This window comes from Sporosarcina sp. resist (assembly GCF_014302295.1).
Lineage (GTDB): Bacteria > Bacillota > Bacilli > Bacillales_A > Planococcaceae > Sporosarcina > Sporosarcina psychrophila.
Genome location: NZ_CP060287.1, coordinates 4002053 through 4028311, shown reverse-complemented (window position 1 = coordinate 4028311; position 26259 = coordinate 4002053). Strand labels below are relative to the sequence as shown.

Annotated in this window: 18 protein-coding genes; 17 read left to right on the top strand and 1 reads right to left on the bottom strand. The window is 40.3% G+C overall.

What is annotated here, in order from left to right; genetic code table 11:
- The first annotated feature begins 85 nt into the window (after positions 1 to 85).
- The 6 genes from aceB (at position 86) to H7992_RS19495 (ending at position 7496) form a co-directional block, all read left to right on the top strand.
- Positions 86 to 1675: a malate synthase A gene (gene aceB, locus H7992_RS19520; RefSeq protein ID WP_255428715.1), complete on the top strand. Its 1590-nt coding sequence runs from the start codon at positions 86 to 88 to the stop codon at positions 1673 to 1675.
- Positions 1676 to 1682: 7 nt separating this feature from the next.
- Positions 1683 to 1847 carry a protein YhfH gene (gene yhfH, locus H7992_RS19515; protein WP_370569910.1) on the top strand — a complete coding sequence of 55 codons (165 nt, stop codon included), beginning with the start codon at positions 1683 to 1685 and terminating at the stop codon, positions 1845 to 1847.
- Between the two features lie 141 nt (positions 1848 to 1988).
- The gene (locus tag H7992_RS19510; protein WP_187045668.1) at positions 1989 to 3155 is read left to right on the top strand and encodes a pyridoxal-phosphate-dependent aminotransferase family protein; all 1167 of its coding nucleotides are present in this window, start codon (positions 1989 to 1991) and stop codon (positions 3153 to 3155) included.
- Positions 3156 to 3945: 790 nt separating this feature from the next.
- Positions 3946 to 4323 carry a MerR family transcriptional regulator gene (locus tag H7992_RS19505; RefSeq protein ID WP_187045667.1) on the top strand — a complete coding sequence of 126 codons (378 nt, stop codon included), beginning with the start codon at positions 3946 to 3948 and terminating at the stop codon, positions 4321 to 4323.
- Between the two features lie 4 nt (positions 4324 to 4327).
- Positions 4328 to 5854 carry a class I adenylate-forming enzyme family protein gene (locus H7992_RS19500; RefSeq protein WP_187045666.1) on the top strand — a complete coding sequence of 509 codons (1527 nt, stop codon included), beginning with the start codon at positions 4328 to 4330 and terminating at the stop codon, positions 5852 to 5854.
- Positions 5826 to 7496 (top strand): acyl-CoA dehydrogenase family protein, encoded by a 1671-nt coding sequence (locus H7992_RS19495; RefSeq protein WP_187045665.1) that lies wholly within the window; start codon positions 5826 to 5828, stop codon positions 7494 to 7496. The genes H7992_RS19500 and H7992_RS19495 overlap by 29 nt, the downstream gene beginning before the upstream one ends.
- A 595-nt stretch (positions 7497 to 8091) precedes the next feature.
- Here H7992_RS19495 and pulA read toward each other — a convergent pair.
- The gene (pulA, locus tag H7992_RS19490; protein WP_187045664.1) at positions 8092 to 10215 is read right to left on the bottom strand and encodes a type I pullulanase; all 2124 of its coding nucleotides are present in this window, start codon (positions 10213 to 10215) and stop codon (positions 8092 to 8094) included.
- A 551-nt stretch (positions 10216 to 10766) separates the two neighbouring features.
- Between pulA and glgB the strand changes: the two genes are divergently transcribed.
- From glgB to H7992_RS19435, 11 genes are all read left to right on the top strand, one after another.
- Positions 10767 to 12686: a 1,4-alpha-glucan branching protein GlgB gene (glgB, locus tag H7992_RS19485; RefSeq protein ID WP_187045663.1), complete on the top strand. Its 1920-nt coding sequence runs from the start codon at positions 10767 to 10769 to the stop codon at positions 12684 to 12686.
- The gene (locus H7992_RS19480) at positions 12686 to 13837 is read left to right on the top strand and encodes a glucose-1-phosphate adenylyltransferase (protein ID WP_187045662.1); all 1152 of its coding nucleotides are present in this window, start codon (positions 12686 to 12688) and stop codon (positions 13835 to 13837) included. Before glgB ends, H7992_RS19480 begins: the two co-directional genes overlap by 1 nt.
- Before the next feature lie 286 nt (positions 13838 to 14123).
- Positions 14124 to 15230, top strand: a complete 1107-nt coding sequence (gene glgD / locus H7992_RS19475; RefSeq protein WP_187045661.1) for a glucose-1-phosphate adenylyltransferase subunit GlgD — start codon at positions 14124 to 14126, stop codon at positions 15228 to 15230.
- A gap of 36 nt (positions 15231 to 15266) precedes the next feature.
- On the top strand, positions 15267 to 16691 hold the full coding sequence (locus H7992_RS19470; RefSeq protein ID WP_187045660.1) for a glycogen synthase: 1425 nt from the start codon (positions 15267 to 15269) through the stop codon (positions 16689 to 16691).
- Between the two features lie 11 nt (positions 16692 to 16702).
- The gene (locus H7992_RS19465) at positions 16703 to 19135 is read left to right on the top strand and encodes a glycogen/starch/alpha-glucan phosphorylase (protein WP_187045659.1); all 2433 of its coding nucleotides are present in this window, start codon (positions 16703 to 16705) and stop codon (positions 19133 to 19135) included.
- Between the two features lie 807 nt (positions 19136 to 19942).
- The gene (locus tag H7992_RS19460; protein ID WP_187045658.1) at positions 19943 to 20932 is read left to right on the top strand and encodes an ABC transporter ATP-binding protein; all 990 of its coding nucleotides are present in this window, start codon (positions 19943 to 19945) and stop codon (positions 20930 to 20932) included.
- The gene (locus H7992_RS19455; RefSeq protein ID WP_187045657.1) at positions 20929 to 21927 is read left to right on the top strand and encodes an ABC transporter ATP-binding protein; all 999 of its coding nucleotides are present in this window, start codon (positions 20929 to 20931) and stop codon (positions 21925 to 21927) included. The genes H7992_RS19460 and H7992_RS19455 overlap by 4 nt, the downstream gene beginning before the upstream one ends.
- Positions 21924 to 22730, top strand: a complete 807-nt coding sequence (locus H7992_RS19450; protein ID WP_187045656.1) for an IclR family transcriptional regulator — start codon at positions 21924 to 21926, stop codon at positions 22728 to 22730. Before H7992_RS19455 ends, H7992_RS19450 begins: the two co-directional genes overlap by 4 nt.
- 15 nt (positions 22731 to 22745) lie before the next feature.
- Entirely contained in the window at positions 22746 to 24326 is a 1581-nt protein-coding gene (locus tag H7992_RS19445) for an ABC transporter substrate-binding protein (protein WP_187045655.1), read from the top strand.
- A gap of 90 nt (positions 24327 to 24416) precedes the next feature.
- Complete coding sequence (gene nikB, locus H7992_RS19440; protein WP_187045654.1) at positions 24417 to 25352, top strand: nickel ABC transporter permease; 936 nt, start codon at positions 24417 to 24419, stop codon at positions 25350 to 25352.
- Positions 25349 to 26251: an ABC transporter permease gene (locus H7992_RS19435; RefSeq protein WP_187045653.1), complete on the top strand. Its 903-nt coding sequence runs from the start codon at positions 25349 to 25351 to the stop codon at positions 26249 to 26251. Before nikB ends, H7992_RS19435 begins: the two co-directional genes overlap by 4 nt.
- Positions 26252 to 26259: the final 8 nt, after the last annotated feature.

Here is a 26259-nt window from a genome sequence, read left to right as displayed (position 1 = left end):
TGCCACAATTCGAAGGGCATGAATGGTATCGGTAACTGGACACCAACAACAATCGGGGAGGGTGATCAATCTGTCTACGAATCAAGTGACATCTCATACTATAAAAGTTTTAGGCGAACTGACTGCGGAAAGTGAAGAGATTTTAACGCCGGAAGCACTTGCATTCCTACAATCTCTTCATGATAACTTTGACGAAAGACGGAGAGAGCTTTTGGCTAACCGGCAACAGCGTCAAAGTAGCATCGACAGTGGAATAAAACTGAATTTCTTAGCTGAAACACAACATACACGGGATGGGGATTGGACAATTGCTCCCCTCCCGCATGATCTACAGGACAGACGAGTGGAAATTACAGGTCCTGTCGGTCGGAAGATGGTCATCAATGCATTGAATTCAGGTGCAAAAACATTCATGGCTTGTTTTGAAGATGCAACATCTCCCACATGGGCAAACATGTTGGAAGGACAGCTCAATATGAAAGATGCCGTTCGGCGGACGATTGAGTTTGAACAGCATTCCACTGGAAAGACATACAAGTTGAACGATGAACCCGCGGTGCTCATGATACGGCCGCGCGGATTGCATCTGCTGGAAAAGAATGTCGTAATTGATGGAGAGTCGATTGCAGGAAGTTTCTTTGACTTCGGATTGTACTTTTTCCATAATGCCAAGGAATTAATCGCTCGCGGATCTGGGCCATATTTCTACCTACCTAAGCTTGAAAGTCATTTGGAAGCAAGATTGTGGAACGATGTGTTTGTCTTTGCGCAGCAGCAACTTGGAATTCCAACCGGTACAATTCGGGCAACGGTGTTAATCGAAACGATTGCGGCGGCATTTGAAATGGACGAAATTCTATATGAACTTCGGGACCATTCAGCAGGTCTCAATTGTGGACGCTGGGATTATATTTTCAGCTATATTAAACGGCTGCGCAATCAACCGGACGTTATCTTGCCTGATCGTGGGCAAGTAACGATGACATCGCCATTCATGCGGGCTTATACATTGCTTTGTATTCAAACCTGTCATAAGCGCAATGCACCGGCAGTCGGTGGGATGGCTGCACAAATTCCAATTAAAAATGACCCAGAAGCAAACGCAGCAGCATTTGGCAAAGTAAGTGACGATAAACGCCGTGAAGCGACGGATGGACATGACGGAACGTGGGTAGCGCACCCAGGACTTGTCGCGGTTGCGATGGAGCAGTTCAACGAGCATATGCCGACACCGAATCAGATTGGTCGTAAACGAGAAGATGTCAAAGTTACCGCTGATGACCTGCTGGAAGTCCCAAAAGGAACGATTACGGAACAAGGCTTGCGAATGAATTGCAGTGTAGGCGTTCAATATATCGCATCTTGGCTCAGGGGGAACGGGGCAGCTCCTATTAATAATTTGATGGAAGATGCGGCGACAGCTGAAATTTCAAGATCACAAGTATGGCAATGGATTCGTCATCCGCAAGGGAAACTTAGCGATGGGCCGGATATTACAGAGAAATTGGTTGCAAAAGTATTGCAAGAGGAACTGGAATTAATCAAACAGACTGTTGGTGACACTGCGTTCACTACTGATAAATATGAAGCAGCTGCAGAACTGTTTTCAGCATTGATCGTGCAAGATGACTTCGTTGAATTTTTGACACTGCCGGGGTATGAAAAATTAAATTGATTTACAAATGGAGGTAAAAAATATGAGAGTGGAGGAGATTTATTTGCAAACAAACAACAATAGGAAAGAATTGCCGAGAAAGATTTGTCGTGAATGTGGATGTGAAATTGTAGAGCAGATTGAATCCCCATTGTTTGAGTGCGAGCGGTGTATTGGTTCGAATGAAGAGTGACATAGCAACGGCTCTATTCCTACAAGTGGAATAAAGCCGTTTTTACTTGCCTTGATCCAATATAAGAGGGTTTACTCAACAAGTATGGAAGTAGTACTAGAGCTAGTAATTGTATTTTGAAAATAAGTGGGGGGAAATAGAATGAGAAACGAAGAAATGTTACTGATACCTGGACCGACGCCTGTTGTCGATTCCATTTATGATGCGATGGCGAGTGAAACAAGAGGGCATACTGATCCGAGATTTGTTGCAATTTACAAAAATGCGATTGAACAGACACGTGAAATGTTGCAAACAGACGGGGATGTTTTTGTCGTTGCCGGGTCAGGAACGATTGCAATGGAAATGGCGCTTGTTAACACAGTCGCGGCTGGGGAAAAGATATTAGTTGTCAGCCAAGGTTATTTCGGTGACCGGTTCATTAAATTAGGGCAAGCTTTTGGCATTGAGGTGGATGTGCTTCAATCGGAATGGGGCAAGCAAGTTACACCTGAAGAAGTGGAGGCGAAACTTGTTGAAGGGCATTATAAAGCAGTAACAATTACGCATGCAGACACATCGACTGGTGTTGCAGCTGATCTCGAAGCACTTGTACCAATTGTGAAAAAACATGGTGCACTTGTCATTTTAGATGGTGTTTGTGCAACGGCAGCGATGGAAGAAGATATGAGTAAAACATACGGCCATCCGGACTATAAAATTGATGTTATTTTGACTGGCTCTCAAAAAGCAATTGGCGTTCCACCGGGATTAGCGATTGTCGCCTTTAACAAAACCGCTTTGGCTGCTAGGGAGAAGATTGAACGCGTTCCGGCTTATTATTGCGATATCTACAATTGGATTCCTGTCATGAACGACCCTTCAAAATATTTTGCAACACCGCCAGTGAACTTGATTTATGCCTATAATGAAGGAATGAGACTCGTTCACGCAGAAGGCTTGTCGACAAGAATTATTCGCCATACGGCATTCGGCAAAGCGGTGCGAGCCGCGCTTTCTGAATATGGCATGAAAGCAATTGCCGATGAAAATGTAGCAGCATCAACATTGAGCTGTATCCTCTATCCTGAGGGTGTAAGCGACGCGGAATTCCGCGCAACGCTTGGTAAAAAAGGTGTCATTGTAGCAGGTTCACTTGCTCATTTAGCAGGAAAAGCGTTCCGCATTGGGCATATGGGGAACACAACTGAGGAAATGTTGGAACAAGCGGTTGAATTAATTGGTGACACGTTGAATGAAATGGGTCATCCAGTTGATTCGGCGAAGGCAGTTCAGCGGTTTAAGCAAGAAGTACGTGTGGGTGTTTGAGATGGGGCTATCCTTTAACGGGTAGCCTTTTTTTATTGGGAAAAGGGGTGAGCGATCATATAACCCGGTAATCGATCATATCGGAGTGCGACGTGATTATATAACCCGCCAACCGAGCATATCCGAGTGCGTCCCGATCATATAACCTGATATCCGATCATATCCGCGAGCGACCCGATCATATAACCCGGCAGCCGAGCATATCCGCGTGCGACCCGATCATATAACCCGGCAACCAATCATATCGGAGTGCGCCCCGATCATATAACCTGGTAACCGATCATATCCGAGTGCGACCCGATCATATAACCCGGCAACCGAACATATCCGCGAGCGCCCCGATCATATAACCCGGTAATCGATCATATCCGTATGTGGCCCGATCATATAACCCGGCACCCGATCAAATCCGCGTGCGACCCGATCATATAACTCGGCAACCGATCATATCCGCGAGCGACCTGATCATATAACCCGGTAATCGATCATATCCGTATGTGGCCCGATCCTATAACCCGGCACCCGATCAAATACGAGTGCGCCCCGATCCTATAACCAGGTAATCGATCATATCCGAGTGCGTCCCGATCATATAACCCGACAACCAATCATATCCGAGTGCGACCCGATCATATAACCAGGCATTCGATCATATCCCCTCACCACCCGATCTTATCCACCAGCTAACTCTATTAATAAATTTCCTTACTACCACTTGCCATTAACGTTAACGTCAATGTTAAACTACTCATATAGTTGAAAATTCCAACACTTCAAAGGGGGAGCTAAAGTGAAGGATATTACTGAAGTTGCCCAGGCATATGATGTGTCAACCCGTACAATCCGGTACTATGAGGAACTTGGTTTGTTGAAACCCGACAGGACTGCGGGAAATAGAAGGATTTATCCGAAAGCAGAGGTCGTAAAGCTGAGACTGATTTTGCGCGGAAAAAGGTACGGATTCACGCTGGATGAAATAAAGGAGATGATTTTACTTTTTGACAAAGATCGGACTGGGATAAAACAATTGGAGCGGACAATCGATTTTGGCAATGAAAAAATCGGACAAGTAGAAGCCAAAATTCAGGAGCTCACGGAAATGAAGATGGAGATGGAACAGCTTCTTGTGCAATTCACCGAAAAACTAACCAATTTAAAGGGGGATTAAGGAAATGAACAGTTCACAATTGTTGGAGCGTAATGCAAGAAAATATCCTAAGACTGAAGCGGTTATTGGAATGGGGAAACGCTATACGAATAAAGAACTTGATCAGCTTGTGAATCGTTTTGCGCACGGCCTCAAGCTTCTTGGAATTGGGCGAGGAGACAAAGCTGTTCTATATATGCCAAACGTTCCGGAATTTGTTATCGTCTATTTCGCGGTTCAGCGACTTGGGGCAATCATTGTCCCGATAAATGCCAAGATGACGCTGTCAGAAGTCGAATATGTACTTGAGAATTCTGATGCAAAAGCCTTCATCGCACATGACTTGCTGTTTGAATCAGTGAAAAACCTGGAAAGCAATTTAGTGTTAATCAAAACAGGAGCCCCCCTAGACGATAAGTGGATCAGTTTTGAAACAGTACTCAATGATAATGATTCCTCAATTGAATGCAATTTACCCGATTCCAGTGAATCGACCATTTTATATACTTCCGGCACAACAGGTAAACCGAAAGGCGTGTTATTCAGTTATAAAAACATCCTAACAGTTGCGCAAATGATTTGTGTGGAGATGGAAATTAAACCGGAGAGCCGCTTGCTCATCATGATGCCGCTTAGTCATTCTGCACCGCTCCATCTGTTTTTCATGGCGGGGCTAATAGTTGGTGCGACTAGCGTCTTAACACCAACATTCACACCTGATCTTTTAATTGATACCGTTGAGCAAGAAAAAACGACGCACTTCTTCGGGGCACCCGTCGTTTATTTATTGACAGCGAAGAATCCGAAGATGGAAACAGCTGATTTGTCTTCAATGAAATGGTGGATTTACGGCAGCGCGCCTTTATCGCAACCGGAAGTTGAATTTGTACAGGAAAAGTTCAAATCGGATAACTTCATCTGTGTCTATGGACTGACAGAAGCGGGTCCCAATGGTACGTTATTGAGCGCTAGTGAACATAAAACGAAAGCAGGCAGTATTGGAAAACGGGCGGCGCTTCACGCAGAGTTTAGGATTGTTAATCCGAACGGGGAAGACGTGCAACAAGGCGAAGTGGGGGAAATTCTTTTACTCGGGGAAGGCAATATGCTTGGCTACTATAACAATATAGAAGCAACGGCTGAAACATTCATAGGGGACTGGTTGAAAACAGGTGACTTGGCGAAAATAGATGAAGACGGTTACATTTGGGTTGTCGACCGGAAAAAAGATCTGATCATTTCCGGTGGAGTCAATATTTACCCGAAAGAAGTTGAAGAAGTACTAATTACACATTCGGCAATTAATGAAGTGGCAGTAGTTGGCGTGCCGCATCCGGAATGGGGCGAAACGGTTAAGGCTTATTTTGCGGCAAGTGAAGTGCTTAATCTAGAAGAGGTTAAACAATTTGCGCAAGAACAGCTTGCGCAGTATAAAGTACCGCGTTTGTATGAACAAGTTGAGGCTCTACCGCGTAATGCATCCGGCAAGATATTAAAACAACCATTGAGAGAAGGCGAAGTAAATGGTCTTACAGCAAAGGTCGGAAATTGAAACACCATTGAATTTCTTTGAGCACGATGAGACATTACAAACACTATTAAAAGAATCCTTGTCTCCTAAATTTTACGATTATGCCCATTCAGAATTAACGAAATTTGGTTCACTAGTTGCCAATGAAATCGATGAACGTGCCAAACATACTGACCGTGAAGGGCAACCCCGTCTTGAAATCTATGACAAGTACGGAGATGATCGTTCACATGTCTGGGTCAATGAAGGCTATAAAAAGACAGTGGAAGAAACGTATCGGACAGGGATTGTGGGCTATGTTCATAAAGATATCCCGGAACTCGGCCATAAAGGAAACTACCTCTACAGTTTTGCGCAAGGCTACTTATTATCACAAGCAGAACCGGGATTCCATTGTCCTGTGACGTTGACGCAAGCCACAGCTTATTTGCTAGATCATTATGCTAATGAAGAAGTGAAGGAGAAGTTCCTGTCGCATGTTTGTGCAACGGGTGATACGGAGTTATTTGAAGGTGCGACATTTTTAACGGAGCGACAAGGAGGTTCAGACGTAGGTGCTAATGTCGTGAAGGCAGTGGAAGACGGTGAAAACTATCGTTTAATCGGAGAAAAGTATTTTGCATCCAATGCTGGAATGGCAGGCGTCGCTATGGTTCTTGCTAGAATGGAAGGTTCAGCAGAAGGCTCGCGCGGACTAAGTTTATTTGCGGTGCCTTGGAGAAAAGACGACGGTTCACTAAATGGTATTAAGATTCGGAGATTGAAAGATAAGCTTGGCGTGCGGGCAGTACCATCTGGCGAAGTGGAGTTTGATGGTGCTCTAGCTTATGTCGTGGGTGATCCGAAAAAGGGCTTCTATTATATGATGGAAGCGTTAAATTTATCCCGAATTTGTAATGCCGTCGCGTCACTTGGCATCATGCGCCGTGCGTTCAACGAGGCCTTGATGTATGCAGAAAGACGCAATGCATTTGGCAAAAAGTTGACTGACTTTCCGATGATCCAGGAAAGTTTAGCGACCATGAAATCGAAGCTTGAAGTCGAACTGGCAACAACATTCGATCTCATTAAGCTCTTTGATAAAGTAACTTCTGGGAATGCATCTGACGAAGAAACTGCATTAAACCGCCTGAAGATTGCGCTCGTTAAAAAAGAAACCGCAGAACAGGCAATCCATTTCGCTCATGAAGCAATTGAAATGCATGGTGGAAATGGCTATATAGAAGACTTCGTCGTACCGCGGTTACTTCGCGATGCACAAGTATTAACGGTTTGGGAGGGAACCGCGAATATTTTAGGATTGGAGCTCCTCAGGCTCGTCAATAAATTCAGTGCACACTTGCTATTTATCGACGAAATGACAGAGAGACTAGATTCTGTTCCCGAAAGTTCATGGAAACTACGGATATCCAATGCAGTGGAGACACTAGCAAAAGACCTCACGATATTTGCAAGTTTGAACCCTGACAATCAAACAATCGAAGCAAAGGGATTAATGCGCACTATGGCTTTACTTTATGAAGGGGTCGTTGCGCTTGAATGGTCGGAACAACATGGAGGTCGACATGAAAAGCTGATGGAGATTTTCATCGAAACGAATTGGCCAGAACGAACGATTGGGGAAGTGAAGAGGAGTGTGAAATATTTTAGTGATGTACTGTAACACCTGTTGATTAACCAAAAACAACTCGTAAATAACATGATCACCTACTTGTCGCTACATATTTGTTTCGGTAATCGTAAGGTGGTCCTTCATCCGCCGCTCTCCAAAGGCATAGGTACACGAAGTGCTAAGGCTTTTGGGAACTAAAGAATAGCTAGCTTCTTACCTGGATAAAAGTCGCCAAAGATGCAATTTTGGCGGCTGTGAATTTCTGTAAGGTGTTTTCTTTTTTAATTTAAAGAAGTGTCACTTTCTATAAGGCATCACATGATTAGATGCATACTCTTTGCTAAAAGTAAGAAAGGAACGCATTGTAAAACGTGCAAGAGTGCCCGAAATTGCATCTTCGGGCACTTACTATCTGTATAGAATGTCATCTATTCATTACTTCCAAAGCAACCGCATTTTTCACTTAAACAGTGCAGCTACGCGACAGGCAACTATTCGTAACAGTATTACTGAAAAGAGTATGGCTAGAAGTGACAAAGTATCTTCTAGCCATACGGGGTCCCCTCAGAAAATCTGTCATGAATAGTTCGCCGAAAGCGTGACGGAAATGATCAAGTGAAAACGGAGTTTACCTATCCCTTTTTGCTTATTCGATCTCCCGTGATTTCTTTAAGACGACTAACTCGTATGCATCAACAGAAGTAAATTCACCTTTTACTTCCTGTTGCGCTGTATTCTTATCAAAATTATTATTCGCCATCACTCTCCATATTGCCGATGAAGGTAAGCGCAACTCATAGGATTTTTTTGTTGGATTAATATAGATTGCAAAATCTTCGTTATCTCCAAGTAATGTGAAGCCAAAAACAGGAGCGGGCGTGTCTAATATATATAATCTTCTCCTAATATCTTGGTTAGAAGTAAGGCGAAATACATCATATTTTTTTCGAAGCGCAATCAGCGTTTTAATAAATTCAACATAGTCATTTTCTACTTCTCTTTTCCGCCAATCTAATTGATTGATCCAATCACTGGAAATATAGCTATTCTCATCGCCCTGTTTAGTTCTAAACCACTCTTGACCGGCATGGATAAACGGAATCCCTTGGCTTAATAACGTGATTCCTGAAGCAAGTTGATGCATTTTCTTACGCGTCAAATCGCTGTCTTGATCATTGCTAAGTAGAAGCCGATCCCATAGTGTGTGGTTATCGTGACATTCGACGTAGTTAATTGTTTGGTTCACCTCGGACACAAATGGTGCACCAAATTCTTCTAAAGTGGTTCCAGATACGAGGTGGGGCAGCCTTTCGATTAAACGACCTTGACCATTTACATAACCAGTATCGTGTTTGTTAAATAACTGACCTTTGAGTGAATCGCGGAAGTAGTCATTGAAAAATTTAAGACCTGTTAATTGATTGGAGTGCATGGAAGTAGCTTTCTTTTCGGAAGCTAATGCTGTTGGAAGATCCCAACCTTCTCCTAAAAGCATAATTGGCACTGATTCTTCTTTACAGCGCTCATGAATTTGGTTCATTGTCTCGATATCGATGGCCCCCATTAAATCGAACCGGAATCCATCTACATGATAGTCATTCAGCCAAAAATCAATCGTATCTAAAATGAATTTCCGGGCCATTGCTCGCTCTGTTGCAAAATCATTACCTACCCCAGTTCCGTTGCTAAGGCTTCCATCACTGTGATAACGGAAGTAATAGCCTGGAACAAGTTTTTCAAATGGTGATTCTTCCATGATAAAAACATGATTATAAACGACATCAAGGATGACCGCGATTTCTTCCTGATGAAACGCTTGAATCATCTTTTTACATTCAATGATTCTTGCTACGGGGTCATTAGGTGTTAGGGAATAACTGCCTTCTGGTACTTGAAAGTATAATGGATCGTACCCCCAATTATAGTCATCGTTCGGACTAGTCTCATCTACGCGTGCAAAATCATTAATTGGTAAAAGTTGAACATGCGTGCAACCTAATTCTTTCATATAAGTGAGCGCTGTTGAAAAACCATTTTTTGTCATTGTAGCTGTTTCTGTCAAACCTAAATATTTACCTCGATTCACGACACCGCTTTCTTCTTGATTGGTCGCGTCTCTTACATGTAATTCATAGATAATTGCATCTTGTAAATTCTGAAGTTTTGGCCTGTTTCGTTTGTTAAAGTTAGGTGGGTCAGTTCTAGCAGGGTCTATAATCACGCTTTTTTCACTGTTAGCAAGCATAGCTTTCGCGTATGGGTCATTCAAACGTGTCGTTTGTCCATTGACGATAACCTTATAATCATAAGCAAAACCATGCCAATCACCATCCATTTTTAGTTGCCATAGACCACTTTTATGTCGATTTAATAAAAAATCACGATTATCTAAATTTAACTTTACAGAAGTAGCCGTCGGGGCCCAAATAGAGAATGTGGTTGCGGAGTGTTCATAGTCAGTCCCTAATTTAGTAGTCAAATCAGCATAGTGCTGATCAAACCAATCCGTTCGGACGATTGCTCTAGGGTAAACAGGGACCTTCGCTGTGCCCCATAAGAGCACAAGACTTTCTCCGATTGGCAGTTCTTCTAAAAGAATAATCCTTACGGTGGAATCGGCGTTTACTTTTTCAACCTTTGTCGAAAAATACTTCTCTTTTGCTGCCCAATAAATGACGGGAGGTTCTTCCGTGTGCAGCAATATAGATATATCGTTCACGATAACGGTTAACACGTGAACATCATCGATCCAAGCTACATGAGTTTCCACAAAAGCAACCCCTTTTCTTGTTTGAATCTAACATACAAGACGTATGGACGCCGAGTTCTCTATTGCCAATACCTAAAACCTACCTCCGCTTTTGCCATTCATACTTGCTTATTCCTAGTATATGTTCTACCCCTATTTTAAGAAACTTACTTGAATTTTAACCAGGAATTAATATATTTCCCTAAAAAATAGTTGTCACATTATTCTGAAACTAAGTAATGCAATTGATTTCTATATGGATGTGGAGTCAGAGTTAAGTCATTCATTCGACATTAATTTACATTAAATTTACCAATAAAAGAAATTTGTAGAACGATTTAACATTCATTTACATAATAATCTGCTAACATAGAATTTGGTATAACCCTTAGCAATAAGGTTTCTACGTAGCGTTTGTAGCTGCTTTAGATTGTGAAAGTTGATTCTTTTTATATCGAGCTATTACAAAGAAGTGAATAATAAAAGATCCATGACAAAGAAGAAAAGAACTAGTCATATTCGTATACCATCCTGAATATAATCTTAATTGGCTCAAGAAAGGAGTCAGCACGATGTATTACAATATTTCAGAACAAGAACTATTTTTATTTCACCAAGGTACTAATTATCATAGTCACCAATTATTAGGTTGCCATACGATTGAATGGGAAGGTACTCAAGGCTATCGATTTGTAGTGTGGGCACCTAACGCTAAAGAAATTCATGTAGTCGGTGACTTTAATCAATGGAAAGGCGATTTACACCCATTAAAGAGAGTCACGAACGAGGGGTTATGGATTGGTTTTTATACGGATATTCCCGAAAACATCCCTTATAAATATGAAATTGAATCGGACAATGGTCAAGTGCTACTGAAAGCAGATCCATATGCTCTTCAATCTGAGCTTCGACCTAAAACGGCATCTTTAACCCCGATTCTATCCGGATATGAGTGGAGTGATGATGATTGGCAAGAAGAAAAGAAAACGTTTGATGTTTATTCATCACCCGTATCGATTTATGAAGTTCATCTAGGCTCTTGGAAAACAAACGTAGACGGTGAATTTTATTCATATCGCGAACTTGCTGATCAATTGGTTCCTTATGTAAAATCGCTAGGTTATACACATATTGAATTACTCCCTCTTGCGGAGCATCCATTTGATCTGTCGTGGGGTTATCAAATAACTGGTTATTTTTCTGTCACGTCTCGTTATGGTCCACGTGATGAATTTAAATACTTTGTTGATCAGTGCCATCAACAGAATATCGGTGTAATTATGGATTGGGTTCCTGGTCACTTTTGTAAGGATGATTTTGCACTTCGTCAATTTGATGGGGAGGCATTATATGAATATGCCGATCCTCGTAAAGCTGAAAAAAAGTTGTGGGGAACATTAACCTTCGACTTTGGACGACCTGAAGTACAAAGCTTTTTAATCTCTAATGCACTTTTTTGGCTGGAAGAATACCATATCGATGGGATTCGTGTAGATGCAGTAGCTAGTATGCTCTATCTTAACTTTGATAAATCGGAAGACAAGGATAAAATATACAATTCATACGGTGGAGATGAAAATCTTGAAGCATATGCCTTTATCCGCAAATTAAATGAAGTTATTTTTTCATATGAGCCTGGGGCAATGATGATGGCTGAAGACAGTTCAGATTTACCACTTGTTACGGCACCTACACATGTAGGAGGGCTTGGTTTTAATTTCAAATGGAATATGGGCTGGATGAACGACACGCTTACCTATATGGAAGCAGATCCAGTTTACCGAAAATGGCATCACAATCTACTAACTTTCCCATTTATGTATACACATACAGAAAACTTTCTACTACCGCTGTCACACGATGAAGTCGTTCATGGTAAAAAATCATTGCTCGATAAAATGCCTGGTGACCAGTGGCGGCAGTTTGCAAACCTGAGATTGCTTTATGGCTATATGATGGCGCACCCTGGTAAAAAGTTATTATTTATGGGAGGTGAGCTAGCACAGTATGCTGAATGGAAGGATCAAGAACAATTGGATTGGCAACTTTTAGATTATCCACTTCATAAAGCGATTTTTAACTATGTTAAAGCGCTCAATCATTTCTACTTGGAATATCCTGAACTTTATGAATTAGACCATAATACTGAAGGGTTTGAGTGGATTGATCCTCATAATATCGATCAAAGTGTGATTGCTTTTCGTAGACGTAGTACAAGCCCAGGGGAAGAACTAATCGTTGTCTGCAATTTCACACCGGATGTCCTTTTTGACTATAAAATTGGTGTGCCAACTCCTGGAACTTATCAAGAAATTTTCAATTCAGATGCTAGTCAATTCGGGGGATCTGGACAGGTAAACGATGCTGACCATTTTAGTATTCCGCACGAATGGCACAGATTATTTCAGCATATAAAAATAAAGGTACCACCTTTAGCTATCACAATTTTTAAATGCAAAAAAGTACCTGAATTTATTGAGGAGGCTAATTAATGAAAAATTGTGTAGGCATGTTGTTGGCTGGTGGAGAAGGGAAACGTTTAGGCAAATTAACGAACAACTTAGCGAAACCAGCAGTGCACTTCGGAGGAAAGTATCGAATTATTGACTTCACGTTAAGTAATTGTGCCAACTCAGGACTTCAGACATTGGGCGTGATGACTCAATATTCACCACTTGAATTAAATAAACATATTGGAAATGGAAAACCGTGGAATTTGAATCGGCAAAACACTGGTGTGACGATACTTTCCCCTTATACCGCGAAAGACGGAGGAGACTGGTATTCTGGTACGGCTGATGCAATCTATCAAAACATTCATTTTATCGACCGGCATGACCCAGAATATGTCCTTGTCATTTCGGGTGATCATATTTATCAAATGGATTACGCAGCAATGTTGGAAGAACATAAACAAACGGGCGCTGATGTCACCATTTCCGCAATTCCAGTGGCTTGGGAAGAAGCATCGCGGTTTGGAATTTTGAATACAACTGATGACATGCGCATCTACGAATTTGATGAAAAACCGCAAAATCCAAAAAGTAATTTAGCGTCTATGGGCGTTTATATATTTTCATGGGCAACATTAAGATCCTATTTGTTGGAGGATGCTGAAAATGGTCAATCCAGTCATGATTTCGGAAAGGATATTATTCCATCGATGGTTAATAATAATCTTCGTTTGTATGCGTATCGTTTCGAAGGTTATTGGAAGGATGTCGGTACAATCGAAAGTTATTGGGAAGCCAATATGGACCTGCTGGATAAAGATTGGAGTCTCTTGTTAAATAATGAAAACTGGAGAATATACACCAACGAAACGAACATTCCCCCAGAGTATATCGGGGAAACTGCAGTTGTGAAGCAGTCATTGATCAATTCTGGGTGTTGGGTGTGTGGAACAGTTGATAGTTCTGTATTGTTTGAGAATGTAGTGATTCACCCTGATAGCATGGTTAAACAATCCATCTTGTATCCCGGCGTAGAAGTTGGGAAGAACTCGATTCTAGAACGAGTGATTGTAATGGAAAATACAAAGATTCCTGAAGGCACACATATTAGCATTGGACTTACTGAAGAGCCGCTCGTGATCAATCAAGATACATTGAGTGGGATTTTAGCGTTAAGTTATATCGGATAAGCAATAGAAGTACGATGGCTTGTTGGACTCTCTGTTGAAGTAATGTTGTGTATATTAGTACCATATATTCGGCACTACTTATTTGAAGTTAACTAGGTGGTATACCTCGCCAGTATAACGAGTAAATCTAGCGAAGGAGCGACAAGTGTAAGCCGGAGCAATAAGACCGCCAGTGATCTTTTGACGGGCTTATTGCGTGAGGCCATCACCAAGCGACAAAGCGATGTTGGAAGGACAATCTATTTGTTAAGTACCGACTATCTATACAATTTAAGGGGGAAAATAGATGAACACAATGATGGGCCTTATTAATCTGGAACACGAGCATCATTATTTTCATGAATTAACTTATTTTCGTAGTGGTGCCACAATTCCTTTTGCAGGTCGTTATCGTTTAATTGATTTTCCGCTTTCGAATATGGGGAATTCTAATGTAGAGTCAGTGGCTATTTTTACCCGCAATAAATATAGATCCTTAATGGATCATCTTCAAACAGGTGATAGCTGGGAGATGGATGAGCGCAATGGTGGCTTGTTTATTCTTCCACCGGATTGGAACGATCCATCTGATATTTCAAAAGGCGATTTGAGTTTTTTTCATAATAACCGTGATTATTTTGCTCGTGGAAAATCTTCCTATGTACTGATTAGCGGAAGTCAATTTATATCAAATACGGATTATCAAGATGCATTTAAAAGTCATCTTGCTAATAAAGCAGATGTCACGCTGATTACTACTCATGTTGAGACGTTAAATACTGAACATGATTCTGCTTTTCGAATTGAAGCAGACGAAGATGGCTGGGTCACTACTATCACGAATGATAAGCAAGAAAACGACCTTTTCACGGGTGTTTATATAATCAATAAAGACTTATTAATGACGTTAGTTGATCAATGTATTGCACACCACCAAGATCATTTTTTTGTCCATGGCATTAAAGAGAATCTTGCTACGTTAAAGGTTCAAACGTATAAAAACAATGGCTACGGTGTGTTTATCAATTCGATCGAGAGTTATTATCGGCATAATATGAATCTATTATCAGAGGAGAATTATAAAGCATTATTTTATAAACTACCATTTATTCGGACGAAGGTTGGGAATCAGCCACCTACGAAATATCGTAATGAAGCGAGTGTCAAAAAATCAATTCTGGCAAATGGTTGCATTATTGCTGGCGAGGTAGAGGGCAGTGTATTGTTTCGAGGTGTAACCGTAGAAGAAGGTGCAACGGTAAAAAACTCGATTATCATGCAGCGTTGTAAAATTGAAGCAGGTGTCCATTTGGAGAATGTGATATTAGATAAAGACGTTCATGTGACCGCAAATCAACAATTAATCGGATCAAAGGATAAACCCTATGTCGTTGCAAAAAGACAAGTCATGTAAAAAAAGAAATCGTTGGTTGGAAAGGGAAGATTTCATATGAGAAATGTATTATTTGTAGCTTCGGAATGCACACCTTTTATTAAAACCGGTGGATTAGCAGATGTGATCGGGTCACTTCCACAAGCATTGAAAGAGAATGAAGGAGTCGAGGTGCGAGTGATTCTTCCACTTTATGATGAAATACCGCTAGAATGGCGAGATAAAATGGAGTATGTCATGAGCTTTAATGTACCGCTTGGCTGGCGTAATTCGGAAGCAAGTATGTATTCATTAGAACATAACAATATCATTTATTACTTCGTTTCAAATGAGTATTATTTCACCCGTAAAGGGGTATACGGGTATTACGATGACGGTGAACGATTTTTGTTTTTTAGTCGTGCTGTTATTGAAGCATTAGTCCATCTAGATTTTAAACCGGACGTACTCCATGCACATGATTGGCAAGCGGGTATGGCTGTTGCTCTTGCTAAAATTATTCAGCCAATATTCGATATGAAAACGGTCATGACAATTCATAATATTAAGTACCAAGGGCTGATGCCAATCGACATATTTGAGGATTTCTTTGATATGTCACGGGAGCATATCGGTGGTTTTGAATGGAATGGAATGCTGAACTGTTTGAAAAGCGGCTTGTTTCATGCAGATAAAATCACAACCGTTAGTCCGAGTTATGGAGAAGAAATAAAAGATCCTTACTATGGGGAAGAACTTCACCCATTTCTTTTGGAACGGTCCGCTGATTTAATCGGTGTGCTTAATGGTATTGATACTAAAGATTATAATCCTCAAACGGATCCGGCAATTGCAGTTAACTACCGTTCTTCAAGAGCTAAAAAGAAGGAGAATAAACTTATACTTCAAGAAAAACTAGGATTGCCAATCATAGCTGAAAAGCCGCTCTACATTATTATTACTCGGCTTGTTGAACAAAAAGGCTTGCATCTTGTTCAACATATTTTAGATGATTTTCTCCACGAAGATGTTCAATTCATAGTCTTAGGAACCGGGGATGAAGAATTTGAAACGTATTTTGCGGAAGCCGCTGAGAGTCATCCCAATAAACTTGTGACCTTGTTGGCTTTTGATGAAGGAGTAGCGCGACAATTATATGCAAGTGCCGATTTCTTTGTCATGCCTTCAAAGTTTGAACCTTGTGGATTAGCCCAACTCATTGCCTTACAATACAAAACGGTACCAATTGTGCGGGAGACAGGGGGATTGAGGGATACAGTTCTACCGTTTAACGAACTAACTGGTGAAGGAAATGGATTTAGTTTTACAAATTACAATGCTGATGATTTATTGGCTACCTTACGCTATTCTTTAAGAATTTATCATGATCCTATTCAGTGGCCGGTAGTGGTGAAAAATGTGAATAAAAGTCAGTTCAGTTGGAAGAGTTCAGCTCGAGATTATGCAACCATTTATGACCAGTTAACGACAATAAGTGTATAGGGGGCAGAATCTTGCTTGAACTAACTGTGGATGAGTTTAAAGAGCGGATTATAAGCAAATTACAAACAAACAAAAGTAAAGAAGTAGCAGGTGCGACCAATAAAGAAATTTATTATGTGATTGCTTCAATTGTCAATGAGGAGATCCTACCGCATTGGCAATCGACTAAAAAAAGATATAACGAGAAAAGCTGTAAACAAGTTTATTATTTATCGATGGAGTTTTTAGTGGGCAGTTTAATTGAAAGTAACCTGCTTAATTGTGGAATGCTTGAACAATCGAATGAGGCGCTGAAGCAGTTAGGGTTCGACCCTGATAACATCTATGCCCAAGAGCATGATGCTGGTTTAGGGAATGGCGGGTTAGGCCGATTAGCGGCTTGCTTTCTCGATTCATTAGCCTCACTTAAATATCCTGGACATGGTTTTGGAATACGTTATCGTTACGGGTTATTCGAACAGCGAATTATCCATGGTAACCAGGTTGAGCTTCCGGATTATTGGTTAAAGGATCAGTACGCTTGGGAAACACGAAAAGAAGACGAAGCTATTTGCATTCATTATCACGGAAACGTACATATGTTTCAGCGGAATGATGGAAATATTGAATTTAAACATGAAAATACAGATAAAGTCATGGCGATACCTTATGATATTCCTATTGTTGGCTATAAAAATGAAGTGATCAATACACTTCGTCTTTGGAGTGCAGAATCAGTTGGTCTAGATCGGGACGGCTCATCAGAAGATGGAATGCATTATTACCATGATCTTGATCATAAGCATTCGATTGAACAAATTTCAGGATATTTATACCCTGACGATTCGAAGTATGAAGGAAAAGAGTTGCGCTTAAAGCAACAGTATTTCCTTGTTTCTTCCAGTATACAAAATATCATTAAGGACTTTAAAAAGAATCATCAAAAATCATTAAAGTATTTACCTGAAAAAGTGGTTATTCAAGTGAATGATACGCACCCAACTCTAGCAATTCCTGAACTAATGAGAATACTTATGGATGAAGAGCACTTCAGTTGGGACAGTGCTTGGGAAGTAACGACGAAAGTAATTGCCTACACGAATCATACAACATTGAGTGAAGCGCTTGAAACCTGGCCTAAAGGAATGATGGAGCATCTACTTCCGCGTATTTATATGATTATTGATGAAGTCAACGAGCGATTTTGCAAAGGACTCTGGTTTGATCATCAGGAGCTTAGAGAGAAAATTCCGGAGCTAGCCATTATCGCTGATGAGCAAATCCATATGGCACGGCTCGCAATTGTTGGGAGCTTCAGTGTGAATGGTGTCGCGCAAATTCATACGGATATTTTAAAGGAGAAGGAAATGAAGAATTTTTATGAACTTTTCCCGGATCGTTTTAATAATAAGACGAACGGAATCACCCATCGCCGTTGGCTGTTGCAAGCAAATCCTAAATTATCGGGACTTATAACAGAGTCAATTGGTCCGCAGTGGATACAACGCCCCAAACAGCTTATCAGCTTATTAAAATATTCGAAGGATGCTTCATTTTTAGAGAAATTTCATCAAGTGAAGCATGAAAATAAGCAAATCTTAGCTAACCTCATTCATGAGCGCACGGGTATTTTAGTGGATGATCAATCAATTTTTGATGTACAAATTAAACGGCTTCATGAATACAAACGTCAGTTACTTAATATTTTCCACATTATTTATTTATACAATGAATTAAAAGAAAATCCAAATCTAGATATGATTCCTCGTACATTTATATTCGGGGCAAAGGCCGCACCGAGTTACCATTTAGCGAAAGAAGTGATCAAGCTTATTAATAAGGTCGCCTCGATTGTGAACCATGATGCGGCTATTCAGGGTAAACTAAAAGTTGTTTTTTTAGAAAACTATAATGTTAGCCTTGCTGAAAAAATTATACCAGCAGCCGATGTTAGTGAACAGATATCAACGGCAAGTAAGGAAGCATCAGGTACGGGCAACATGAAAATGATGATGAACGGCGCTTTAACAATTGGTACGCTAGATGGTGCAAATGTTGAAATTAAAGAGGCTGTTGGCAATGAAAATATTTTCATTTTCGGTTTAAAAGCGGATGAAGTATTGAATTACCATCAACATGGCGGTTATAATGCTACGGACATTTACAATACGGATGACAGGATTAGCCGGATTTTAGACCAATTAAATCAGGGTGAATTTGGATCGCATGAAATTGAGTTCAAAGATATTTATTACAATATTCTATCCCAAAATGATCCTTATTTTGTCTTAAAAGATTTTGAGCCTTATCTTGAAACTCACGAACGAGTGGAGCAGACGTACCGTGATAAATTATCCTGGCTCCATAAGAGTGTCACGAATGTCGCTCACTCAGGAAAGTTTTCCAGCGACCGAACAATCCAAGATTATGCGACAGAGATCTGGAAGTTGAAAAAACAGGTTTGAATCAAATGGAAAATAACCTTATCAAACACTAGGCGTTCAGTGTACAGTTGCTTTTAGATCACTTTGGATTGAACGACTCTTATCCGATTACCGAGATCTTGTTTTTCGATAATCGCATGGTGGTCGTTCATCCGTCGTTCTCCAAAGGTATAAGTACACGAAGTTCTAAAGCTTTTTGGGATGAAAGAATAGTTGGCTTCTTAGTTGGATAAAGGCAGTCAAAAATACAATTTTGGCTGCTTACTCCTTCTCTATGGTTTTTCTTTTTTATTTTAAGGAAATGTTAATTTCTACAGGATATCACGTAATAACAAGTGTGATTTTGCTGAAAGATAAGTAAGGAACGCAGTGTAGAAAATGCAAACGTGCCCGAAATTGTATCTTCGGGCACTTATAACTTCTGTGAAAAGTCATCGATTCTTAATTTTTAAACAATCGCAGTTTTCACTTAAACGTTGTAGATACGCGACAGGCAACCCTCCTCTTCTCCTCAGTAAAACTGTCGTGATTAATTTAGCCGAAAACGAGCAGAAAACGTACTAGTCCAAATGAAGAATTTTGCGCCTACCTTACAAGTAACTTAAGCAAAAAAGTGGTTAATCAACAGACGTGAAAAAAGCTGACTCACAAGAGTTCAGCTTTTTTTATTGTGTGAAGAGGTAACCGACCGTATACAATCGTATCCAGAAAATGTGAATAAATAAATATTGAAAGACTATTGCGAAGTGGCGGAATTATAGTTACAATGTTAAGAATCAGATAAATGAAACTGCGTTTCAAATAATGAAACCATTGAGGGGTGTATTAATGGTTCGAACATTAATGGAAGTAGATAAATTACAAGTTGGTATTCAAGATGATGGAATAAAGACTGCGATTGTCAATGGAATTAGTTTTCAATTGAATGAAGGTGAGACGCTTGGAATCGTAGGTGAATCAGGTTGTGGAAAAAGTATGACAGCGCTTTCACTTATGGGATTGCTGCCACCGGGAGTTGAATGGCAAAGTGGGGATATTCATTTGAATGATCTTCATTTTAAAGACTTCAGTAAAAAGGACTGGCGTAAAGTTAGAGGGAAGAAAGTATCGATGATTTTCCAAGAACCGATGAGTTCCTTGAATCCGGTCTATACAGTCGGAAAGCAAATAATAGAAATGATTTTAAATCATGAAAATATCGATAAAAAGCAAGCGAGAGCCCGTGCGCTTGAAATGTTGCAATTAGTGGGAATACCGAGACCTGAACAAGTGCTGGATGAATATCCACACCAGTTGTCAGGTGGGATGCGTCAGCGTGTAATGATTGCGATTGCCATGTCTTGTAATCCGGAAATTTTAATTGCGGATGAACCTACGACCGCATTGGACGTTACGATTCAAGCACAGATTTTGGAACTGATGAAAAAACTGCAGCAACAGTTGAAAATGTCAATTGTGCTAATTACACATGACTTGGGCGTTGTTGCTGAAATGTGTGACCGTGTCATCGTTATGTATGCGGGAGAAATTATAGAAGAGGCAAAAATTGTCGATTTATTTGATCAGCCGAAGCATCCCTATACGAAAGGGTTGCTTGCATCATTGCCTGATATTAATGAACAACAAGAATATCTATCTTCTATTCCAGGAATGGTGCCTGCACCAGGTAGTATGCCTAGTGGGTGTCGTTTTGCACCACGTTGCTCAATGGTCCATGAAAGATGTACACAAAGCCCACCGCTAATTGAAACTGAAAATAAAAACAAAGTGAGATGCTGGTTATATGATGAAGCAAAACTGGAGGTGATGACCAAATGATTGAACGGGAAGAACTACTCCGAGTTGAAAACTTGAAGAAATATTTCCCCATTAAAGGGGGAGTATTTGGCAACACGACGACACAAAATGTAAAAGCGGTAGATGGAATTACATTCAACGTGAAGAAGGGTGAGACATTCGGAATTGTTGGTGAGTCGGGTTGTGGTAAAAGTACAGCTGGCCGAACAATCATGCGAATGATGGAACCGACAGAAGGGAAAATTTTTTTCCAAGGACAAGATATTACGAATATTAATAAAGATGAAATGCGAAAGTTGCGGAAAGATATCCAAATTGTTTTTCAAGATCCGTATGCATCATTAAATCCAAGAATGCGTGTCTATAAGATTATTGAAGAACCGTTAATCAATTTTGGTATAACGGATAAAGCAGAAAGACATAGACGCGTGCTTGAAGTTGCTGACCAAGTCGGGTTATCACAGGCACAATTGAAAAGATTACCGCATGAATTTTCGGGTGGTCAGCGTCAACGAATTGGAATTGCACGTGCTTTAATTTCAAAACCAAAACTCATTATAGCGGATGAACCGGTTTCCGCATTGGACGTTTCTATCCAGTCACAAGTATTGAATCTTATGAAAGACTTACAAAAAGAATTTGGCTTGACTTATATTTTCATATCCCATGATTTAAGCGTCATTAAGCATTTTTGTGATCGTATTGGTGTTATGTATTTAGGTAAGATGGTGGAAGTTTCAGAGAAGAATAAGTTATACGACGATCCACTGCATCCTTATTCAAAAGCTTTGTTATCAGCGCTTCCTAGTCCGCACCCACTTCAGAAAAAAGAACGAATTATTTTAAGGGGGGATGTTCCGAGTCCAGCGAGTCCACCGAATGGCTGCACATTCCATCCAAGATGTTTTTCTTGTATGGAGGTCTGTAAAACGGTGAAGCCGGAACTTCAACTTATGGATGAAAATCATTCAGTTTCTTGTCATTTATATAAGACTGCCGAGGTAGAGCATGTATGAGTAAAACGATGGAAAAAGGGTTGCAATTGCTTGATTTATTTACAGAAGATCATCCCTACTGGCGGTTAGATGAAATTTCAGCTTATACAGAAATTCCGAAACCAACAGCACTAAGACTTTTGAGGACATTGGTAGAGGTAGGTTTCTTACAGCGGACACCTGTTGAAAGGAACGGCGCCATAATAGATGGTGACAGCTATTCGCTTGGTTTGAAGTTACTACAGCTAGGCGAACGTGTGGCAAGCGGTTTGGAAATAAGAAATATTGCACTTCCTTTTATGCGGCAATTGCAAATGCAGTTCAATGAGGCTGTTCAACTGATTACACGGGAAAATAATAATGGCGTTTACATTGAAAAAGTGGAAAGCACTCGGCCAGTTAGATTGTACACGCGTGTCGGCAGACATGCCCCGCTTTATGCAGGAGCATGCACGAGGACATTACTATCATTTTTGCCAGATGAAGAAATAGACGCGATATTATCAATGCCTCTTACGAATTATGCCAGCCAGACTCCAAAGTCGGCAGAAGAAGTATGGTCCTTGATTAAGCAAGTTAGAAGTGAAGGATACGCTTATAGTCTGTCGGAGCTTGAAGAAGGAACTGTTTCGATTGCAGTTCCAATATTTAATCGTCATGGCGAGGTAGAATACTCAATCAGTATTGCAGGGTTTCCTGTATCCCTGCCTAAAGAGAACGCGAATCACTTCTTACAATCTCTTTGGGAGGCAGCGGCAAATATATCGGAGAAAATAGGCTATACCCATCTGTATCCGTATAGAAATGCACTTAAAAAATCATAGTATGGGGGAGAAATTATGACGAAGAATAAAAATCTAGTTGTTTCATTGTTATTGGTAGTAATGCTTGTGTTAGCAGCTTGTTCAGGCGGCGGAAATGACAAAACAGAAGGAACTAAGAAAGAAGCTAATGGGAAGAATCCCGCGGCTGATCGCGGAAATGAAATAGTCGTTGGTATTAATAGCGATCCACAAAGTTGGGATCCTATCGATACGTTCTTGCTAGACTGGAGTACTGTTGCAATATCAGTATTCGAAGGACTAGTAGAAAGGGATCTTGATTTGGAGTTGCAACCGGGACTTGCAGAAAGCTGGGAATACTTAGATGACAGTACGCTAGAGTTCAAATTACGTCAAGGCGTTGTGTTTCATAATGGAGAACCATTCAATGCAGAAGCAGTGAAGTTTACGTTCGATCGTTTACTGGGTGAAGAGGGACAAAAAGGGCCTCAGTATTCAAACTATACCTCTATTGACTCTGTCGAAGTAAAAGATGAATACACAATTACGATGAAGTTGAATTCCCCAGATCCAGTTTTGCTTACCAAACTAGCCGGATATGGAGCAGTCATTGTACCACCAGGTTATGTGACAGAAGTTTCGGATGAAGAGTTTAATGATAAACCGGTAGGTACAGGTCCATTTAAAATGACAGGTTATAAGCGTGATCAAGAAGTAGTTCTGGAGAAAAATGAAGACTATTGGAAAGAAGGACTTCCAAAACTTGATAAAGTAACCTTCAAAATTATACCTGAAGCTTCTACACGACTTGCAGAACTGCAAACAGGAAAAATTGATATTATGAAACGTGTTGAAGTTGCGCAAACAAAAACAGTGAAAGACACAAACTTTTTAAAGCTTGAAGAAGTTGGAACACCGACTGTATTCTCTTTACGTTTTGATACAGCAAATGCACCTCTTGATAAAAAAGAAGTAAGACAAGCGATTAACTACGCAATTAACAAAGATGAAATTATTGAAGAAATTCTAGGTGGCTATGGTATTCCAATCAGTACGTATCAAAGTGAATTGTCATTTGGTAATAATCCAGATTTGAAACCGTATGCATATGACCCTGAAAAAGCAAAAGAAATGTTAAAAGCAGCTGGAGTTGCTGAAGGAACAGAACTAGATGTATTCATTCCTGGGAATGATGGAAACTTTAAAGAAATCACACAGGCAGTTGCATTTTATCTGGAAGAAGTCGGATTGAAAATGAATATAAACAGTGTAGATAATACAACATTAATTTCAGATTTAATTCCAAACGGTAAAGCAGGCCATATGTACCGCCAAGGCTGGGGTGGTTGGACATTGGACTTCGATAATACAGCGTACTTAATGTACCACGAAGGCGAACAATGGAACCCATCTTTTAAAGATGAAAAAGTAGAAGAATTATTGGCTGCACAGCGAACAACAGTTGACCAAGATGAGAGACATAAAATTTTCATGGAATTGACAACACTCTTGTATGATTTAGCACCTGAAGTGAACTTGTATCAAGCAGTAGATTTATATGCAGTAAACGAGCGTTTGGAAAACTTCCAACCACCGCATGAAGATCGTATGCGTCTTGAAGAAGTTACTGTCAAATAAGCTGGTTACCGCTAGGCAATAACCAATTCATATAGAGATAGTATGGTCCTCATACTATCTCTTTCTTTTAAAGAGGACGGAGGAAAGAAAATGATTGCATACCTTACCCGGAGGCTATTTCATACAGTTCTAGTCGTTTTAGCTATTTCCGTTATTATATTTTTCTCAATACGATTGACCGGGGATCCTGTGTCCGTCATGTTTTCAGCAGGTGAACCATCTAAAGAAGCGATAGCCGAAGTCAGAACTGCACTCGGATTGGATAAACCATTGTACGTGCAATATGGTATTTTTCTTAAAGGTATAGTCACATTGGACTTTGGTGAATCATTCCGAAGCGGCACACCGGTTATAGGATTAATCTTTGAAAGGCTTGGGGCTACACTAGTGTTAGCACTTGGTGGAATAATTGTTGCGGTTTTGATTGCGTTTCCAGTAGGAATAATATCGGCTGTTAAACGTGGAACACCTGTTGATTTCTTTGGAAGAATATTTTCATTAATAGGTATATCTTTCCCTAACTTTTGGCTTGGGATAATGTTGATTTTGATATTTGCTGTAAATTTAAAATGGTTGCCGTCTTCAGGATTCGATGGTCTTTCATCACTTATCCTGCCGTCAATTACACTCGGAATGATTTTATCGGGTATTTTGGCTAGATTAATCCGATCATCAATGTTGGAAGTGATGAATCAGCAATATATGTCAACTGCGAGGTCGAAAGGAATTAGTGAATGGTCCGTCATTATCAAACACGGATTCCGGAATGCTTTATTGCCGACAATTACATTTTTAGGGTTACAGTTCGGTTCATTACTTGGTGGAACGGTTATTGTTGAACAAGTATTTTCGTGGCCAGGCATCGGACGTTTAATCATTGATGCCATCAATCAACGAGATTATCCGGTCATTCAAGGTGGAGTGATTTTCCTTGCGATTATCATGGTTGTTGTTAATTTAATTGTAGATTTAAGTTATACATTGATAGACCCTCGGATTAAAGCTGGAAGAGGTGGTAAATCATGACAAAGTTGCAAATCGAAGAAGTTGAAACGCGTCCAGAGAAAACAATATTGCAACGTTTTTTCCGTTTTGTTAAGAAAAACCCTGCTGGCTTTGTTGGAATGATTCTAGTGTTTCTAGCGGTCGGTTCAGCACTATTCGCTCCGTGGATTGTATCGTTCGATCCGTCTAAAGCAAGTCTGACCTCTCGATTAGATCCTCCATTTTGGGCCGATCCTTCAGGAGAATCAACGTTTTTCCTTGGAGCTGATCAGCTTGGCCGGGATTTATTTAGCCGCATCATTTATGGTGCGCGAATTTCATTGATGGTTGGATTTTTTGGGGTCTTAATATCCCTTGTTATCGGTACAATAATGGGGCTAATTTCAGGATTCTTTGGTAAATGGTTGGATGATTTAATTATGCGTGTTGCAGATATTCAACTCGCATTCCCATTCATTTTGTTTGCTATCGTAATTATGAGTGTTCTTGGGACGGGCGTTTGGAAGATTATTATTATTTTAGGAATAACATATTGGGTAGGTTTTGCTCGACTAATTAGGGGTCAAGTTATTTCGTTGAAAGAGCAGGAATTCGTTCATGCAGCAAAGGCAATTGGAGGAACAAACTTTACAATAATACGGAAACATATTTTACCGAACGTTATGTCCTCTATCTTAGTACTGGGAACAATGTATATTGCAGAGTTCATTTTACTCGAGGCATCGCTTACGTTTCTTGGTCTAGGTGTAGATCCAACGATTCCGTCATGGGGCGGTATGCTTGCAGATAGCCGAAACTACATAACATCGGCATGGTGGACATCCGTATTTCCAGGTATAGCAATTATGCTAACAGTGCTTGGCTTTAATTTACTTGGAGATTGGCTTCGCGATAAGTATGATCCGAATATGAAAATGTAGGGGATGAG

Coding starts and splice junctions, on each gene's coding strand:
- H7992_RS19435 (WP_187045653.1), top strand. CDS start 25,349: ATGACAAAGTTGCAAATCGAAGAAGTTGAAACGCGTCCAGAGAAAACA.
- H7992_RS19460 (WP_187045658.1), top strand. CDS start 19,943: ATGGTTCGAACATTAATGGAAGTAGATAAATTACAAGTTGGTATTCAA.
- H7992_RS19500 (WP_187045666.1), top strand. CDS start 4,328: ATGAACAGTTCACAATTGTTGGAGCGTAATGCAAGAAAATATCCTAAG.
- H7992_RS19495 (WP_187045665.1), top strand. CDS start 5,826: ATGGTCTTACAGCAAAGGTCGGAAATTGAAACACCATTGAATTTCTTT.
- H7992_RS19510 (WP_187045668.1), top strand. CDS start 1,989: ATGAGAAACGAAGAAATGTTACTGATACCTGGACCGACGCCTGTTGTC.
- nikB (WP_187045654.1), top strand. CDS start 24,417: ATGATTGCATACCTTACCCGGAGGCTATTTCATACAGTTCTAGTCGTT.
- H7992_RS19450 (WP_187045656.1), top strand. CDS start 21,924: ATGAGTAAAACGATGGAAAAAGGGTTGCAATTGCTTGATTTATTTACA.
- yhfH (WP_370569910.1), top strand. CDS start 1,683: ATGGAGGTAAAAAATATGAGAGTGGAGGAGATTTATTTGCAAACAAAC.
- H7992_RS19470 (WP_187045660.1), top strand. CDS start 15,267: ATGAGAAATGTATTATTTGTAGCTTCGGAATGCACACCTTTTATTAAA.
- H7992_RS19480 (WP_187045662.1), top strand. CDS start 12,686: ATGAAAAATTGTGTAGGCATGTTGTTGGCTGGTGGAGAAGGGAAACGT.
- H7992_RS19455 (WP_187045657.1), top strand. CDS start 20,929: ATGATTGAACGGGAAGAACTACTCCGAGTTGAAAACTTGAAGAAATAT.
- glgB (WP_187045663.1), top strand. CDS start 10,767: ATGTATTACAATATTTCAGAACAAGAACTATTTTTATTTCACCAAGGT.
- glgD (WP_187045661.1), top strand. CDS start 14,124: ATGAACACAATGATGGGCCTTATTAATCTGGAACACGAGCATCATTAT.
- H7992_RS19445 (WP_187045655.1), top strand. CDS start 22,746: ATGACGAAGAATAAAAATCTAGTTGTTTCATTGTTATTGGTAGTAATG.